The sequence below is a fragment of the Planococcus sp. FY231025 genome (assembly GCF_052078085.1).
In the GTDB taxonomy this organism is placed as follows: domain Bacteria; phylum Bacillota; class Bacilli; order Bacillales_A; family Planococcaceae; genus Planococcus.
The window spans coordinates 467,392-483,052 of the sequence record NZ_JBQJJG010000005.1; the positions used below are offsets into that span (position 1 = coordinate 467,392).

Consider the following 15,661-nt stretch of genomic DNA (forward strand, 5'->3'; position numbering starts at 1 on the left):
CATTATGCATAAAAGCGGCCACTGTTAGTATGCATATTTCCTATTCGCTTTAGTCTCCATCAGGGTAATTTTACGAACGGTTATTTTTTTATAAATTTTTATCAAGTAAAATTTTAATATGGTATTATTGGTGAAAAACGGAAATTATAAAATTGCCTTGTTGCTGAACTATCCTAAAAGAGGAGGCATATCTTGTGGAGTGGAATTGGAATAAAACTAGCATCAATCTTCCGTATTCATTTGGAAATCTTAAGAGTCTTTTAGATGCAGTCTGCAAGAAAGAAAACCGGTTTTCTCAAGTTGATTTTTGCATGTGGTGCGATAATTTAACGATGGCTTCGGATGAAGAAGATTTAGACGACCAAGATCAATTAGCTTTTGGTATTGCTCGGGACATTGAAACTCAGTGGGATTTGTATTGGTATGAGTTTTATTCTCACGAAAAACTGAAGAAGATGGACATCTCCAACTTAGAATTGCCACATGAATGGTTCGAAAAATGGGCAGCTAAGCTAAACGAAAAATAATCACAGTATTGCTGAAAGTGAATGTAACTTAAGTGCAGTTAAGTTACATTCAGCAAGATATGAAAATCAAAAAGGAAAGAGGGACAAAATGAACCTTTCGGACTTTATGAATGAGAATTTTCCCGACTTAGAATTGAAACCTCCGTTATTTTATAACTGGGACATCGGCATTCGCTTCGAATTAGGCGTGAATTACGATAGGGAGAATGATAGAGAAAACAGTCCTTATCTTCAGGGAGTCTACCATAGGGCGATTACTTTGTTTAAATCCTTACATCTACCTGAAGATGAGATTTTTATGGTAGCAAACGTTAACGATTATGGAGATGGTGCAACGTTTAACCGCAAGCTGCAAATCTTCTCCCGATACGTACAGGAGAAATCCAGCTTGAATCAGTTGAAACACGTTGCCCTTCCGTATGTTTTTCCAGAAGATGATGAAGACGGCAAATACAAAACGCACCGTTTTATTCTCAAATGCAAAGCATCGGATATCACATACATCCCCTTGCTGAAAGCGATATGCAATCAAGACTTGGGCATTAAACCGAGCATTTATCACGATGTGTTCTTTATCAATATAAAAAATAAAACCGTCTTTCATGTTTACGATTATAGAGGGTGTGATCTAGTAGCCACCTCAACTGAAAATATAAAAGGCATGTACGACGAATACAACGACTGGATATTGGATTACGACAGAAATGAAATAGACCAAGTATTTATATAAGCATGTCCATTAGTGAATTGTAAGAAGTGAATGTAACTTATTGGTAATTAAGTTATATTCAAAACCAATGATGGTAACTACAAAAACAGAAGAAAATACTGAAACTGTGCTGCCTAATTCCTAAATTGAAGGGAATGATCTTGATGTATTTGAAAGAAGAAACGCTTTTCAAAAGTACCCAGTGGCCTATTATTGATGCAGATTGCAAGGGCAATTTAGTGATTGTTCTGTTGAAAGGTAAGGGAGAAAATATGGTTCAGTTAAACGGTAAACCGATTTTTACTGGCCCAACTGGATTCCATAAAATTCGTTTTACAAAAGAGCATTTTTGTCTCTTGAATCACACGACCTTATCTTTTTATACTCTAACAGGAGAATTTGTTTTTGAATGCGAGGTCGGCAATGATGTCTTTGAATTATTCCCTCATCGACAAGGCGTTCTCTGTATTTATGGCGATGAAGGAGTGTTCGGCAAGAAACTCGGTAAAAACAGATTAAATTACGCTGCGCCATTTCAAGATCCAGAATCCTACTACGACATCGCTCTCCAGAATCAGCTGGTATATGATGCTCTTTTTGCTCGTTACAAACCTTATGCCTGTCTTGGTTTTGGTATGGATACCAATGAGCTATTCTTCATGGACGCGCAGTTAAAGAGGGAAAGAACGATGGACGCTCCTTTTCTTACGGCCAATGTCATCGCATTTGCCCTTACTCATGAATTAGGGGTGTTTCTTGAAGAAAATCGGATGTTGTTATGGGAATTTGAAACAACGGGACAGGTTTCGGAATATCCGGGAGAATTCGGCTCTAATACCCGAGCGATTTTTTCTCGCCATGAGTATTTATTTATAACTGTTTTGAAATATGAAGTACGTGTGTTTAAACCAATCATGAATCAGTATATATAAGGTTAGCTAACCGAAAAACCAGAAGTAATAGAACCATAAAACATATTCTGAATGTAGCTTAATACTAAAAAAGTTACATTTACACTCCTCTTTACATGGACTTTATCAGAAAGTCACTCAAAGCTGCTCTCATTAGAAAAAGTGTTACTAGGAATAGACTGCTCTCCACGGCTTTAAAGTTTTCGCATAAACTGATCTTTGTTTACATGTTAGTACTTTTAGACAGACAGAAGCCCGAACATTAGCCAACTTTAATTCTTATTATTAATAGATTAAAGAAAGCTTATTAAAATGAATAATAGTGCATCACTTAAAATGCTATCTTTAGAACGGTTATAAACTACATAGAACCATTCTATTTGCTGGAACGGAGTGCCCAAGATGAATCTACAGTCAATTTTCAATCAGTTGCTCGGAAAGAAGAGAAACTTGAGTGATGAAATTCGGCAATTGATCTATGACAAAGATAACTTCGCTAAATTAATTACCGATGCAAAATTATCGAAGCTGTCAATCGATCTATTCGAAATTGAAGATGAGCACATGTTGTCATTCATTGTGTTTGCTGAAAAAAGTCAATTCAACAACCGAAAAGAAGCTTATTCTGCTCTATTTAAAAGATATTTATATGCAATGGAAGATTGGGACCTTTGGATAGAAGCGCGTGAAACAGATGAAGAATGGATGGCAGCAATGAAAAATATTTGGATTCATGAATACTTTTTCAAGTGGCATCAACTTGTTTTTGAACCAGCCCATATTGAGCAGTTGATTTCTCGAGTCAAAGGGGAATTTATCGATTTGAACAAGCCAAGCCCAAAGATTGATCAGTTCACACGGAACTTAACCAATGTTGAGGCCATATTGGTTAGAAAAGGACACGTATACGACCATTTCTTCGGGGAATCTAATGGCCATTATTTCATCTATGACTGGGGAATCTACGATTAATTTTTTCAAGAGCTCATGGCAGAGAAGAATTTCTAAATTGGTTGCTTGTGGTTGAAACATTGGAAGGGAGAGATTCCACATGAAAAAGGAAATGGAAGAACTGCTTGTGAAATCTTTCTTCGAAAAGAACGTACAAGAAAGAGTACTTCACGAATTGGCCACGCCAAAGAAGCGGGATCACGCTTTGAATCGGCTTTGCCACGAATATCAGAAGATGCTAAAGGGGAAATACCTGATTGAAATTCCGCCGCCCAATTCAGATCCACAAGACATTTACGAGCTGCTTAAACGCAACGGGGCTGAAAAAATGTGCTATTCTCTGTCCTATAATGAAAACATAGATGGAAAAGAATTGCCGCTGCAGGAAGCTTTGGAACAGGCTGTCGGTTTTGGCTTTCCTTCAATCATTTCATGTGTTCCCGGTGAGTTAGCTTATTTTGAAGCTGAGCAAGATTTTGGACCTTCGCCTAGATATATATTAAAAAGACCTAAAATGAATTAAAGGAATTGATTTAAATATAACCGGTTGTGAATTAAGTGATATTCGATTTTTTGTTTTGAACAGCGTTGGAACAACTCTATGCTTAATGCAACAAGTCGATTAAAACCGTTATTAGAGGTGAGAAATGAGAAAGCGGATTAAGAAGAAATTAACAAACAAATATCATGCATTGAAGGGAGCGGAGCGTCAAAGAGGAAAACGGAAAGGGATTAGATGCATAAGATATGAGTTTCTTCCGATCGGTGAACGGGATAAGATTGATTTATCTCATGATGAAACGAATCCTGACTACTCCTTCGCTTCACATTGGCTAATTGAAGCATATGCCTGGCAAGATTGTTCTCAAGTAAGGATTTTTCCCTGTACAGAAAATGGAGGCACCACGAGCAGCTCGCCACTTCAAATGATTGTGTTTGACGGCAAAGAAGTAACAGGGGTTTTGCATGAATTTAGAAAAGCAATCAAAGCTATGGAAAATGACAAGTTTCGGGAAAGCGGTAGTTAGAATATAAGGAAGGCCATTAGTGATTTTATTGATAGCGAAAGTAACTCATGCTTAGAAAGTTATTTTTAGAATTCATTTTACGAGTTAGTCCTAGAAAGATTGATTGAATGAAAGTAATGAAAAATTTAAGCTATATAACTGGTTAGCACTCAATAGTGATTACGATGATTATTGAAATTGAAGGTTACCTTATCCAAGCGTTGTTAACGGGAAGAAAGTGTTCGAAACAGCAATTGAAGAAGATGTATATCCAAGCAGACAAATTAACTTATGAGTACCTCGGCTTTCCAAACGTGTTTTGTCGGCTTCATAACTTTGAACAAATTCCCTATTCAGAAGATAGTAAAGTAGATTTTGTAATCGATATTGATATTAAAAAAATCTTTGGCCCTTATTATTAATTTCTAGCAGATATTTTAATTGGTCGTGAATGTAACTTTTGTGAATAGGCTACATTTACATGTTGAAAAACAATATACTATTTTGGAAGGGTGTCTATATGAATTATTCTGAACTGCTGCAGCATCAGGGGTATATTTATTTGAATACGTTATTCGAACCCAAAGACAATTCTTTAATAGTGGATATTGACCATTGTAAGCCGTTTGGAAAGGCGGTCGCTGGGACTAATCCTTCTTCGTCTTATGGTGTCATAGAAGTGGATGAAACCCTTCCCATCCTTCGGCTTGAATTTGATTGGTACATTGCGTACTCAGTTAGAGACGAGAGTTTCACTGTGATAGAAAAGTATGAAGTGTATGAAGGGAGTGTCTTTTCACTTTATTCAAAATCACGGTACCTGGACTTTATTAATGTCAGCACCATAGCTGACGAGGTACATCCTGGACCATTCAAGCATTACGGGATAAACGCTTTAAATCATATTATAGATGTCATATCGATGGATCCTCCAAAAATTTCATACATACATAGAGATAGTCAACGAGATTAAGGGATTTTGGCTACTTATGATGATGTTTTCAACAGAATTTGAGTGCAACATTTTTATAATGAATATTGAGTCTAAGCAAAGATTTCCAGGAGGTTTATAGGGTGATCGTTAAAGCAGAGATAATAAGCCAGCCTATTTCAGGTGAGTACAAAGAAAAAATCTATGATGTTCCTAATACATGGAATTCCCAAGAATGGACATGGGTAAAATTCTTCAATGACGATTCAGAAGCATGGTATGGGAATTTTCGGGGAACTCCCAAAGATGCTGCCGTATCAGCAAATCATAATCGAGTACTCGTTCTGACTTCTGATTATTTGTTTGAACTGGATCGAAACACTGGAAATCAACTAGGATATGATAATCAAACGGATTATCAAACTTTAACCGTGGCACCGAACGGCGATTTCATCATTGCAGATTACAACAATCTGTACTTGATAAAAGCTAGTTTTTTAGAACGAACTCCCATTTTCAATCCAATCGATATGCATGGGATAGAGTTTAAAGGATGGACAGGCCATAAGTTATTGGTCGAATGCGAAGATTTAGCGGCCGAAAAAAAGTTGAGTTGGAACTGGATTCTGAAACACTAGAGTTATTTTATAAAAGTATTTAAGAATGAAAGTTTATCACAATACAAAAACGCTGATTGCCTAATTGTTCAAGCAGGTTGAAAAGAGAGAAGTAATTGCCTTTATTCCAAAGGAAGCGAGTGGACATCAAAACCACTCGCTTCCTTTTCCTTTTACACAAAATAAAGAACAAATTTTGGGAATTTCCTCTATGATAATAATTAATGAAACTATTTTTGGGAATCTTACGTCTATCGAGTATTCAGGAAAGGGCGGGGTGTGCTGTGTCGAGAAATCATAGGGAACAAAGTGGGAGCGAAGAACAGTTCGAACAAATTATGGACCAGCACGGAGAAGCCCTTATCCGTCTGGCTTATATGTATGTGAAGGACTGGCAGGCCGCAGAAGACATCCTGCAAGAAGTTTTTATTTCTTACTACCAGAAAAGGGATCAGTTTGAACAGCGTTCCTCCCTAAAAACCTATCTTTCCAAAGTCACGATCAATAAATGCCACGATTACCTCAGGAGCTGGAAAAACAGGCGATTCTTCTTTTCGGAGTCGATTGACCAATTGATGTCGCGCACCATTGCCCCTGAGGCAATATTCGAACAGCAAGCCGGCCAGGCCGTTCTGATGAGCAAGGTGTTAGAGCTGCCGATCAAATACCGGGAAGTCATTCTCTTGTATTACTACCAGGAATTCACCAGCAAAGAAATCAGCCAGCTGCTCGCCTGTCCTGAAAATACCGTGAAAACCCGGTTGAAAAGAGCGAAGGTGTTATTGAAGGGACAAGTCGATCCACGAGAATGGGAGGGGCTGCCAGATGAACAACTTTAAGCGGGAGATGAATAAGTTTATCGGAGAGGATGCCCGTTTCAACATACCGTTGAAACAGAAAATCCTCATGAAAATAAAAGAGGAAAGCCAGCCAACGTCAAAAAGGTACGGCACTTTTAGGTATGCAGCCATCTTCACGATTCTGTTGGCTGTGGCCACCTCGTTTCTCTTCCTGACCCTCCAGGAGAACGGCCAAGAAACGCAGGCACCCGCAACGGCACAACCGGAAGGAACCGTCCGGATCTTTTCAGGCGAAAGTGAGCACTGGAGGGCCAGGTATGTCTTTAAGGATTTGGGTGACGGAGTTCAAGAGAGATCAGGGACCATCGAGTATGTAGGAGGAGAGCCAAAGCCGAAAGAAGTGAGCTTCCAATTTATCTATGGAAACGACCAAGAATCGTTTGGCGGCTCGCTCCTCCTAAATGAAGACGGCCGTTATGCGGCTATTGAGCCCACTACATGCACGACCTGTATCTTGTACGACGAGGAAGACGAAATTCCTGGCGTATTCGAATGGGGTGGTCAAAAGGAAAGCCTAGTTCTGACAACGAGAAAAGAAGCGGCATGGGAAATGAGCCCTTTATTCGAATCAAATAATTTTTCCATGATTGGCGAAGAAGGGCGCGCCGGGTTTATTTACGGAGACGATGAGGCAACCCGCTTCTATGAAAATAAAGTCCAGAAGTACATGTGGCATTTCTGGGGCAGCGAAGAAGAGCTTGCCGGTACATTCAAAGTGATCGGCACACATGAGAAAAGCGGGGAGGAGATCGTGGTGGTGCCGGAGGCGGAGCAACCTTTTTTGAGCTCCAACAATGGTGCAGACCACCATATTCCGACCCAGATGTCGCTGCCATACAAGGGTATGTGGCGGCTGGAAGCGATTTTTAATGATAAAGTCTTCGGTACGGTTTTTGTGGAAGTGGAGGAGCCGGTGCTGACTGATCCCGAAACGGTGGCGGACATTCCAATCTTTACGGAATACGACAAGCCTTTGGAAGTGTTCCGCTTTAAGTCGGACGCAATGGACGGAGGGAACCATGAGTATGCCGCCCATCCTCTATTGATCGATCCTGCTGCCTATAACGAAAAAGACATTGCCCGAGGAGATGTGGTCTTGTACGAATACGCATTTTCCAATGGGATCCGGAAGACGGTTTCGCGTGTCGTGGGACTGCCGGGAGAAAACATTGCAATTCAGGACGGCCGGATTTTTATAGACGGCCAGAAGCTGGATACCTTCTATGGCAAAGCGCATCGGGTGGGGACGAGCTCTGCAGAAGAATACCAAAAATGGTTTGAAGAAAATACTTCACCAGGCAGCTCCACTACAGGGATGGAGGATGTTTTCCAAATGGACCTTGGGGCATTCCAATTGGGAGAAGATGAAGTTTTCCTTATCGGGGACGATTGGTTCCGCGGAAGCCAGCATAAACTGGACGTTGCGGAGATCCAAGGGGAAGTGATCGGGTATTACAAGGAGTGAACATAAACACAATGGGAGAGAAGTGGTTGAAATAATCGCTTTTTTCTTTTTTTATTTGCAGATATGTATTTCTATAAAGATTTAGGAAAGTAGATTTTACGATTGGGAGGAAATGATCGTGAAATCTTTTTTCGAATACAACTATTTAATTCCCTTTTATTTCCTTCCAGTGCTACTATGGAGTAAACGGACGCTAAAGGATGAGGTAAGGGAATGAAAAAGTTCGACTTGTTCTTCGCCACAATCGCTATCGCAGGCAGTGTAGGGTTAAGAAACATTATCCTTAGTCGACGGAGCAGCCTATTTCATAATTAATAAGAAGAACTATTTATGAGTGCGGGAAATGACAGGTCAATGGCCGTTTTAAAAAGCAATATTGGAGGATATAAGATGAATGGGTTCGATAAAGTAATAGCTGTTTTTCTAATAATCGCTGGAATGATTTTTGTGTTTTTTGGCGGAGCATTACATATCTTAAATACGGGCAATACGCACTTAATGGGCCTCTTTGGGACAATCATCCTTTCACTGATCATCCTCTTGGTTTTTATCGTCGGAAACGGGAACGGAAAAAAAACGATAGTTTGGATCTCGTTAGTTTTAGCAGGAGGAGCAGCCTTTGCCGTACCCCATTATTACAAGGAAAGTTTCGAGAAAGTGAATGATTCGGAAGTGGATCTCTTTGCTTATGAGCCTTTCAAGGAAAGCGAGAAATTGGCTAGGCTGGATGAGGAGGCTTCTTTCCAAATCGAAGGGGAAGTGCCAATCCTTGATGGTGCAACGGCTCTATATCCATTATTTTCGGCATTCGCTGAAGCCACGTATCCGGAAGGGGTCTACGAACCTTATAGCGGCCCGGTTGCCACGACGACGACGCCTTCTGCCTATAGCCGGCTCATTAAAGGAAACGCCGATATAATTTTTGCAGCAGAGCCTTCCAGCGGCCAAATGGCGGCGGCAAAGGCAGCTGGCGTTGAACTCCAGTTAACACCAATTGGACGAGAAGCATTCGTGTTTTTCGTCAATTCCCGAAATCCGGTAACTGATTTATCCAGTGAGGAGATCCGGGGAATCTATTCAGGTCAGTTTGGAAATTGGCAGGATCTCGGTGGAAAAGACGATGAAATCCGCGCCTTCCAGCGTCCTGAAGACAGTGGCAGCCAGACCATGTTCATTAAATTCATGGGCGATACAGAAATCCAACAACCTGAAACGGAAGAAGTGGCGGAAGGGATGGGCGGCATCATCGAAGAAGTGGCGAGCTACCGGAACTACAAAAATGCCATCGGCTATACGTTCCGTTTCTATTCCACCGAGATGGTCCGCAATGACAAAGTCCAATTGCTGTCGGTCGATGGTGTAGAGCCGAGCATTCCAAATATCCGGTCCGGGGAATACCCGTTGGCATCGGAATTTTACGCGGTTACTGCGGGGACCCAAAATCCGAACGTACAGCCATTCATCGATTGGATCCTTTCAAAAGAAGGGCAGAAGTTAGTGGAAGAAACAGGCTTTGTGCCGGTGCAGTAGAAAAGTGAGCTTTTAGAATAACCGCTTCCGAAGCATTACAGTTATTCAGATAAACTAATTAAAAGATTTTCCGAACAAGTCGAGATTTAAAAACGCGCTGTTCTCTATTTCTTGTTTATACTGAAGACAAATAAGTCCCGACATGGAGTTGGCGATATGAATACAATTGAGGATATAGCCCGGTTGGCAGGTGTAGCAAAAAGTACGGTTTCGCGCTATCTTAACGGCGGGTCGATCAGTGAATCCACTAGAAAGAAAATCGAGCGGATTATTAGTGAAACAGGATACACCCCCAATAGCTTTGCCCAAAGCCTGAAGGCGAAGAAACCGAACATCATCGGTACGATTGTTCCCCGCCTAGATTCTTTTGCTACGTCGCAGATATTAATGGGGATTGACGAACAGTTGAGGGAGCAAAATTACCAAATGCTGATTTCAAATACCAGCCAAGTTGTGGAGCGCGAAGTTGAAAGTATTTATAGTTTATCCAATCAAAAAGTGGCAGGAATCCTATTATTGGCGACTGAAATTACAAATGCCCATCTAAAGGCGTTCTCGGAAACGGAATTGCCTGTTATCCTGATTGGCCAGCAACATGAAAAAGTCTATAGTTATATCCATAACGATGATGCTGCTGCTTTTGAGCTGGGGAAATATGTATTGGCACATGGACATCGAAAAATTGCCTATTTGGGGGTTACGGAGAAAGATATCGCTGTCGGAGTAAAGCGGAAGGAAGGATTCAAACGGGCGATCCGTGCTCAGGGAGACTGTGAAGTCAGGTTTTACGAAACAACATTTCAAATGGAAGATGCAATTGAAATCACTTCCGCTATCATCGACAGCTTTAATCCTTCCATCATCGTATGTGCAACAGATAATATTGCGATGGGTGCGTTAAAGGCAGCACACCTAAAAGGGATCCCTGTTCCTTCCGGGTTGTCGATTACCGGATTTGGCGGATATGCAATGACCAATATCGTGCATCCGGGGATGACTACAGTTAAATTCGAGTATGAAGAAGCGGGGCGAAAAGCAGCTGAGGGCTTGATCACGTTATTAAACGGCGGCGAAATCCCCCTTAAAAATATTTCAGACTACCGGATTATTGAAAGGGGCACCGTTGACAATAAATTGACAAAGTAATATAATTAAAGTATGAAAGCGGTTACATTTTCAGTAAAATGGAACCGGTTCCATAGGTAGTTCGTTTCAATTTATTATACAGGTACTGCTGAACGATTGGAGTTATGTTTTAGGCATTCATCACATATATATCGAAACAAAGAAGGGAGGAGTCCTAGATCAAATTATGGAACCGGTTTCGGAATGGAATGTTGACGGGGAAGATGTGTTCATTCAAAGGTGGGGAAATTTGCTTTTATTAAAAAGGAGCATCAATTAAAAATGGTACTACAACAAGAGAAAAAATATATCCGAATGGACCAGGTCAGCCAGAAAGAGATAGATATGCTGATTTTAAAGGTCAATAGCTGTTCTTGGCGGCAAACGTTTCATATTCAACCGGTTTCCGGGCTGCTGAATGATCCGAACGGCTTCTGTTTTTACAACGGGGAATACCATCTGTTTTATCAATGGCATCCGCTCGGTCCAGTCCATGGCTTAAAATACTGGTACCACACCAAATCCACAGATTTGGTGAACTGGGAGAATGTCGGAATAGCCATTCAACCGGACGATTATTTTGATAGCCATGGCGCCTATTCAGGAAGTGCCGTTGAGCATGACGGGAAAATCTATTTGCTTTACACCGGCAATACACGGGACGAGAATTTCGAGAGACATCCGCACCAATGTATCGCCATTATGGATGCCCAGGAAAAAATCACGAAACTAGAAAAATCAGTTCTTGATAATGTTCCGGCGGGATATACCGAGCATTTCCGCGATCCGAAAGTATGGAAAGAGGGAGAACGTTTCTACGCGGTAATCGGCGCGCAAAGAACGGACAAAACGGGGGGCGTTTGTTTATTAAGTTCATTCAACTTACTGGATTGGAAATTTGAAGGAGAACTAGACACGGAATTGGATTCCTTCGGGTTTATGTGGGAATGCCCGGATTATTTCGAAATCGAAAATCAGGGGGTCTTGGTTTTCTCACCACAAGGGTTGGAACCTGAAGGAGATCTTTATCGGAATATTTACCAAGCAGGCTATGTGATGGGCAAGAAGATCGATCTGCAGCGAAAAGAATTGGTGCATGGAAATTTCATCGAACTTGACAGAGGCTTCGACTTTTATGCTCCCCATACAATGGCAGACCCTACTGGCAGACGCCTTATGGTCGGCTGGATGGGCTTGCCTGAAATCGAGTATCCGAGCGATATCAATGGATGGGCGCATTGTTTGACCCTCCCTCGGGAATTGTCGGTCAAGAATGGAAAACTGATGCAAAAACCTGTTCCCGAACTTCAGGCACTGCGGAAAGAGAAAGTCGTAGTGGCGGATCGCATTACAGATGAAAAGAAAGTGTATGATGGATTTTCCGGCGTCACATACGAACTCGTGTGTGAGTTTGAGCCAGGCGATGCCTTGCAATACGGAATCGAGTTCCGCGCCGGCGAAGATGAAAAAACGGTCATCAAGTATGATGCTGTGCAAGGGAAGATCATCTTGGACCGCACGCTATCGGGCGAAATGATCGGAAGTGCATATGGAACAGAAAGAAAATGCCGAATCGATGGGGATGTCTACAAACTCCAGATGTTCGTCGATTCTTCTTCTGTGGAGATTTTTGTGAACGATGGCGAAGAAGTATTCACTTCCCGGATTTTCCCGAATCGAAAAAGCAACGAAATCCGCTTTTTTGCAACAGGCGGTTCAGTGGCGTTTAAAGCGGTGAAGTGGGACTATTAAAAAGAGAAATGTTCCGAGAGGGAGATGGGCAGATTGGGTAGTTTAATTTCTATCGGCGAACTTTTAATAGACTTTATCCCACGCCAAAAAGGAATCGCATTGAAAGACGTCGTTTCCTTTACGCGAGTCGCTGGCGGCGCTCCTGCAAATGTTGCTGCGGCAGTTGCCAAGTTCGGCGGAAGGGCTTCACTGATCACCAAATTAGGGGAAGATGCCTTCGGTGATTTTCTTTTGGAGCAGCTTGAAAAGTCCGGCGTAGGGACAGACAAGGTCTTAAGGACAAAAGAGGCAAAGACCGGCCTTGCGTTTGTTTCCTTGCGCGAAGATGGGGAACGCGACTTTTCTTTCTACCGCAATCCTTCTGCCGATCTCTTGCTTGAGGATTCCGAAATAGACAAGGACTGGTTCAAACAGGGGGACATCTTGCATTTTTGTTCGGTGGATCTGGTGGAAAGCCCGATGAAAAAAGCACATGTGAAAGCGATCCAGGCAGCCAAAATGCGCGGCGGAATCATCAGCTTCGACCCGAATGTGCGCCTGCCGCTTTGGGACGATCCACGGGATTGCCGGCAGGCGATACTGGAATTTATTCCGATGGCGCATCTTGTTAAAGTCTCCGATGAAGAACTGGAGTTTATTACCGGTATTGCGGAAGTGCAAAAAGCCATCGCATCTTTATTTGTTGGAGACGTCAAGATCGTGGTGCTGACAAAAGGTGTAAGCGGTGCAGAGCTCTACGTCGAGAACAGGAAATATTCATCCGGGGGATATGTTGTGGAAGTAGAGGACACAACGGGTGCAGGTGATGCGTTCATCGGCGCTTTCTTGTATCAGCTATTGGATAAGGGTGCTGATCAAGATAACTTAGCGGCATTGGCAAGTGAGCATCAGCAAGAAATGCTGGCATTTGCAAACGCTACGGGAGCGCTGACTACTACTGGACAAGGGGCGATTTCTTCTCTTCCAACGAAAGAACAGGTTTTGCAGTTAATGAGGGAATAAAACTTTTTCTGCAGGTTTTAAATTTAGGAGTGCTTGTCGAAAAACTACTTTTGAAAGAGTAGGAACCAAATAGGTGTAAGAAGGTCCTGTCCAATAGGGCTGCTGTCCATTGCGGCGGACGCTTTCCGCGAGCTTGCGCCGAAATCCACTCGGACTCGCGTCCGAGTGGATTTCGGCACTTCGTCGCTACGCTGCCCCGCTGGAGTCGCCGCCTCCATTCCCATCAGCCGATATAGAATAAGAAAAAGGCCAGAGGAGAAAAAGCATTGCTTTTTCTCCTCTGGCCTTTCGTATTGGGCTTTTTAGCCAGCCCCTTTTTCCTATAGGAACACCTTCTGAATAAACTTCATTTCCAAATTTAACTAGCTATCCGACCCCTCTCTGAGTATATTAAGAAGACAAGTAGCAAGAATTAATTTGGTAAGGCTAGAGAAAAAGAAAAGGTGAATTATATACATTTCACTGAAGAAACCGTCTGAAGAGGAGGGGGAAGTTAGTGGGATTAAGCGGACGAAAAATTGAAGAACAACTGTTGGCAACAGGTTACATTGATTCAGAACTAAAGGAATTGCATTACGATCATAGCAAACACTTAGTAACAATGAAATATTGGGGCAAAAGCGACGAAGAGGCAGAAGAAAGGGAATACAAAATTTTTTTCAAGGAATGTTTCTTGGCGAACTTCAATACGTGGTTGAAAGGTGTTGAAGGAGCGATTCCCAATTCTCCCAGCGAACAAGCATTTTTCATTCAGGACATATCAATCGGGGAAATCGAAGTGAATGGCGTCCAATTATACGAATGCAAAATGATTATTCCAATGATGGATTGCCAAATCACCTGTAAATCGATTGCAATAAATTAATAGACAGTGAATCTACTCTTTACGAACAAAATACAAGTTGACTTCACCCAATAAATGTTGAAGTGATAGGATGATTTAGCAGTCATATAATTTTTTTGTAATTAGAAGAACTTAACCTATTATTGGTCTGTTTTCACGAAATAAAAACCGAATCTGGAGTGAATATAAAGAATGAACTCTGTACGGATAACAAAATATGATCCCCAAAACAGGGATGCAAATGGGCACTATACCTTAGTTGATGAATGGACCAGCATATCCGATGTCGGAAAGTCATTTCAAGGAAAGATTTTAACGATGGAACAATACCTGGCTATAGAAGGAAAGTACATTCAAGCTGTGGAAATGCTCCTGCAAAAAAACGGGAGCAGCGATATTGCTATTGTGGATTTAGAAAATCATACAGATGAAACAGCAATGGACTTGTCAGAAGGAAAAACGATTTCCCATAACTTGGTGTCGGATTTGGTCAAACTGATCCTCAGGGAAAAGGTTTGGGGGAGACTCGTTGCCAACAATCAGTTTGAAATACATTTTGGTTATGATTACTATATGTATTTTGTTGGAGAAAGCTTGACGGATGACATCATAGAAGAACTTCGAATAATCAACGGCTTGTATGTAGAAGAAGTACGTTCTCCGTATCTTGAAGAATGAGATGAGGGAACTTTGGCGGAGTTAGGGTAATACTGCGTTAACAAACTTGCAGCCCTTCTATTAGTGGGAAAGTGCAGTTAATCCCTACAGGAATTAATGCAATGGAGATGAACATAAATGGATTATGATTTTTACACCAACCCGGAAAATTGGACGGATGGATTCTATGAACTTTCAATTGAATATCACCCTTTTGGTGATGACCAAAGGGTGAACGAGGCACTCTCTGCTTTGGAGAAGAGTCGGTTCTTCAGCGGGTTTTGGGAAGAGAAAAAGGATTACCAGAAGCGTTCTATTTCGCTGCCGATACATATTGAAGAAGAAAGTGTTAAGTCATATTACGGCACCCTAATTCTTTTCGAATCAACGAATGAGGAGCTCCCTTGTATGATTTCGGTCATTAGGATAGAAGGTGAGTCGGACTGGTTAGACATTTCAATTCCACAAGCTGCCTTTGAAAAAGTGTTTTCTTGCCGCTATCCACTGACAACTGAGCTAAATCCTTGGTTAGAGGAAATTAATGATGTATTTACACGACTTGCAGAAGCCATCTACTTTAAATCCCCTTTTGATTTTGCGATGGTCGGCGATGAAATTTCAGGCGAAGCCAATCAAGAAGAACTTACGCTTGAGTTAATGAAAAATAAAACCTATATGACCTGTATACTACCGAATCCATTGCTGGACCGGTTAGGACTCAATGGAAAAGGAACAGCACTGTCAAACGAACTTAGGAAGTTTGGGTAAGTTTT

The 15,661-nt window shown here is 41.7% G+C and carries 17 protein-coding genes; all 17 read left to right on the forward strand.

From position 1 onward, the window contains the following. The first annotated feature begins 194 nt into the window (after positions 1 to 194). The 17 genes from ACTL32_RS08680 (at position 195) to ACTL32_RS08760 (ending at position 15,656) form a co-directional block, all read left to right on the forward strand. Entirely contained in the window at positions 195 to 527 is a 333-nt protein-coding gene (locus tag ACTL32_RS08680) for a hypothetical protein (protein ID WP_441341064.1), read from the forward strand. A gap of 106 nt (positions 528 to 633) precedes the next feature. After that, positions 634 to 1,257 carry a DUF3885 domain-containing protein gene (locus tag ACTL32_RS08685; RefSeq protein ID WP_441341213.1) on the forward strand — a complete coding sequence of 208 codons (624 nt, stop codon included), beginning with the start codon at positions 634 to 636 and terminating at the stop codon, positions 1,255 to 1,257. A gap of 143 nt (positions 1,258 to 1,400) precedes the next feature. Then, entirely contained in the window at positions 1,401 to 2,168 is a 768-nt protein-coding gene (locus tag ACTL32_RS08690) for a hypothetical protein (RefSeq protein WP_441341065.1), read from the forward strand. Positions 2,169 to 2,597: 429 nt separating this feature from the next. Next, complete coding sequence (locus ACTL32_RS08695) at positions 2,598 to 3,119, forward strand: hypothetical protein (protein WP_441341066.1); 522 nt, start codon at positions 2,598 to 2,600, stop codon at positions 3,117 to 3,119. 79 nt (positions 3,120 to 3,198) lie between these two features. Beyond that, complete coding sequence (locus tag ACTL32_RS08700) at positions 3,199 to 3,621, forward strand: hypothetical protein (protein WP_441341067.1); 423 nt, start codon at positions 3,199 to 3,201, stop codon at positions 3,619 to 3,621. A gap of 124 nt (positions 3,622 to 3,745) precedes the next feature. Then, the gene (locus ACTL32_RS08705) at positions 3,746 to 4,126 is read left to right on the forward strand and encodes a hypothetical protein (protein ID WP_441341068.1); all 381 of its coding nucleotides are present in this window, start codon (positions 3,746 to 3,748) and stop codon (positions 4,124 to 4,126) included. 499 nt (positions 4,127 to 4,625) lie between these two features. Continuing rightward, positions 4,626 to 5,078 carry a hypothetical protein gene (locus ACTL32_RS08710; RefSeq protein WP_441341069.1) on the forward strand — a complete coding sequence of 151 codons (453 nt, stop codon included), beginning with the start codon at positions 4,626 to 4,628 and terminating at the stop codon, positions 5,076 to 5,078. Positions 5,079 to 5,179: 101 nt separating this feature from the next. Then, complete coding sequence (locus ACTL32_RS08715; protein ID WP_441341070.1) at positions 5,180 to 5,674, forward strand: hypothetical protein; 495 nt, start codon at positions 5,180 to 5,182, stop codon at positions 5,672 to 5,674. A gap of 263 nt (positions 5,675 to 5,937) precedes the next feature. Next, positions 5,938 to 6,492, forward strand: coding sequence for a sigma-70 family RNA polymerase sigma factor (locus ACTL32_RS08720; protein ID WP_441341071.1), 555 nt, complete (start codon positions 5,938 to 5,940; stop codon positions 6,490 to 6,492). Continuing rightward, the gene (locus tag ACTL32_RS08725) at positions 6,479 to 7,978 is read left to right on the forward strand and encodes a S26 family signal peptidase (protein WP_441341072.1); all 1,500 of its coding nucleotides are present in this window, start codon (positions 6,479 to 6,481) and stop codon (positions 7,976 to 7,978) included. Before ACTL32_RS08720 ends, ACTL32_RS08725 begins: the two co-directional genes overlap by 14 nt. A 390-nt stretch (positions 7,979 to 8,368) precedes the next feature. Next, a complete protein-coding gene (locus ACTL32_RS08730) occupies positions 8,369 to 9,508 on the forward strand; it encodes a PstS family phosphate ABC transporter substrate-binding protein (RefSeq protein ID WP_441341073.1) in 1,140 nt (379 codons plus the stop codon). A gap of 156 nt (positions 9,509 to 9,664) precedes the next feature. Next, positions 9,665 to 10,654, forward strand: a complete 990-nt coding sequence (locus ACTL32_RS08735) for a LacI family DNA-binding transcriptional regulator (protein WP_441341074.1) — start codon at positions 9,665 to 9,667, stop codon at positions 10,652 to 10,654. A gap of 261 nt (positions 10,655 to 10,915) precedes the next feature. Continuing rightward, positions 10,916 to 12,385: a glycoside hydrolase family 32 protein gene (locus tag ACTL32_RS08740; RefSeq protein ID WP_441341075.1), complete on the forward strand. Its 1,470-nt coding sequence runs from the start codon at positions 10,916 to 10,918 to the stop codon at positions 12,383 to 12,385. Positions 12,386 to 12,418: 33 nt separating this feature from the next. Beyond that, on the forward strand, positions 12,419 to 13,387 hold the full coding sequence (locus tag ACTL32_RS08745; RefSeq protein WP_441341076.1) for a carbohydrate kinase family protein: 969 nt from the start codon (positions 12,419 to 12,421) through the stop codon (positions 13,385 to 13,387). Between the two features lie 496 nt (positions 13,388 to 13,883). Continuing rightward, on the forward strand, positions 13,884 to 14,252 hold the full coding sequence (locus ACTL32_RS08750) for a hypothetical protein (RefSeq protein ID WP_441341077.1): 369 nt from the start codon (positions 13,884 to 13,886) through the stop codon (positions 14,250 to 14,252). Between the two features lie 171 nt (positions 14,253 to 14,423). Continuing rightward, entirely contained in the window at positions 14,424 to 14,909 is a 486-nt protein-coding gene (locus ACTL32_RS08755) for a hypothetical protein (protein WP_204890581.1), read from the forward strand. 117 nt (positions 14,910 to 15,026) lie between these two features. Then, the gene (locus ACTL32_RS08760) at positions 15,027 to 15,656 is read left to right on the forward strand and encodes a hypothetical protein (RefSeq protein ID WP_441341078.1); all 630 of its coding nucleotides are present in this window, start codon (positions 15,027 to 15,029) and stop codon (positions 15,654 to 15,656) included. The last annotated feature ends 5 nt before the right edge of the window (positions 15,657 to 15,661 follow it).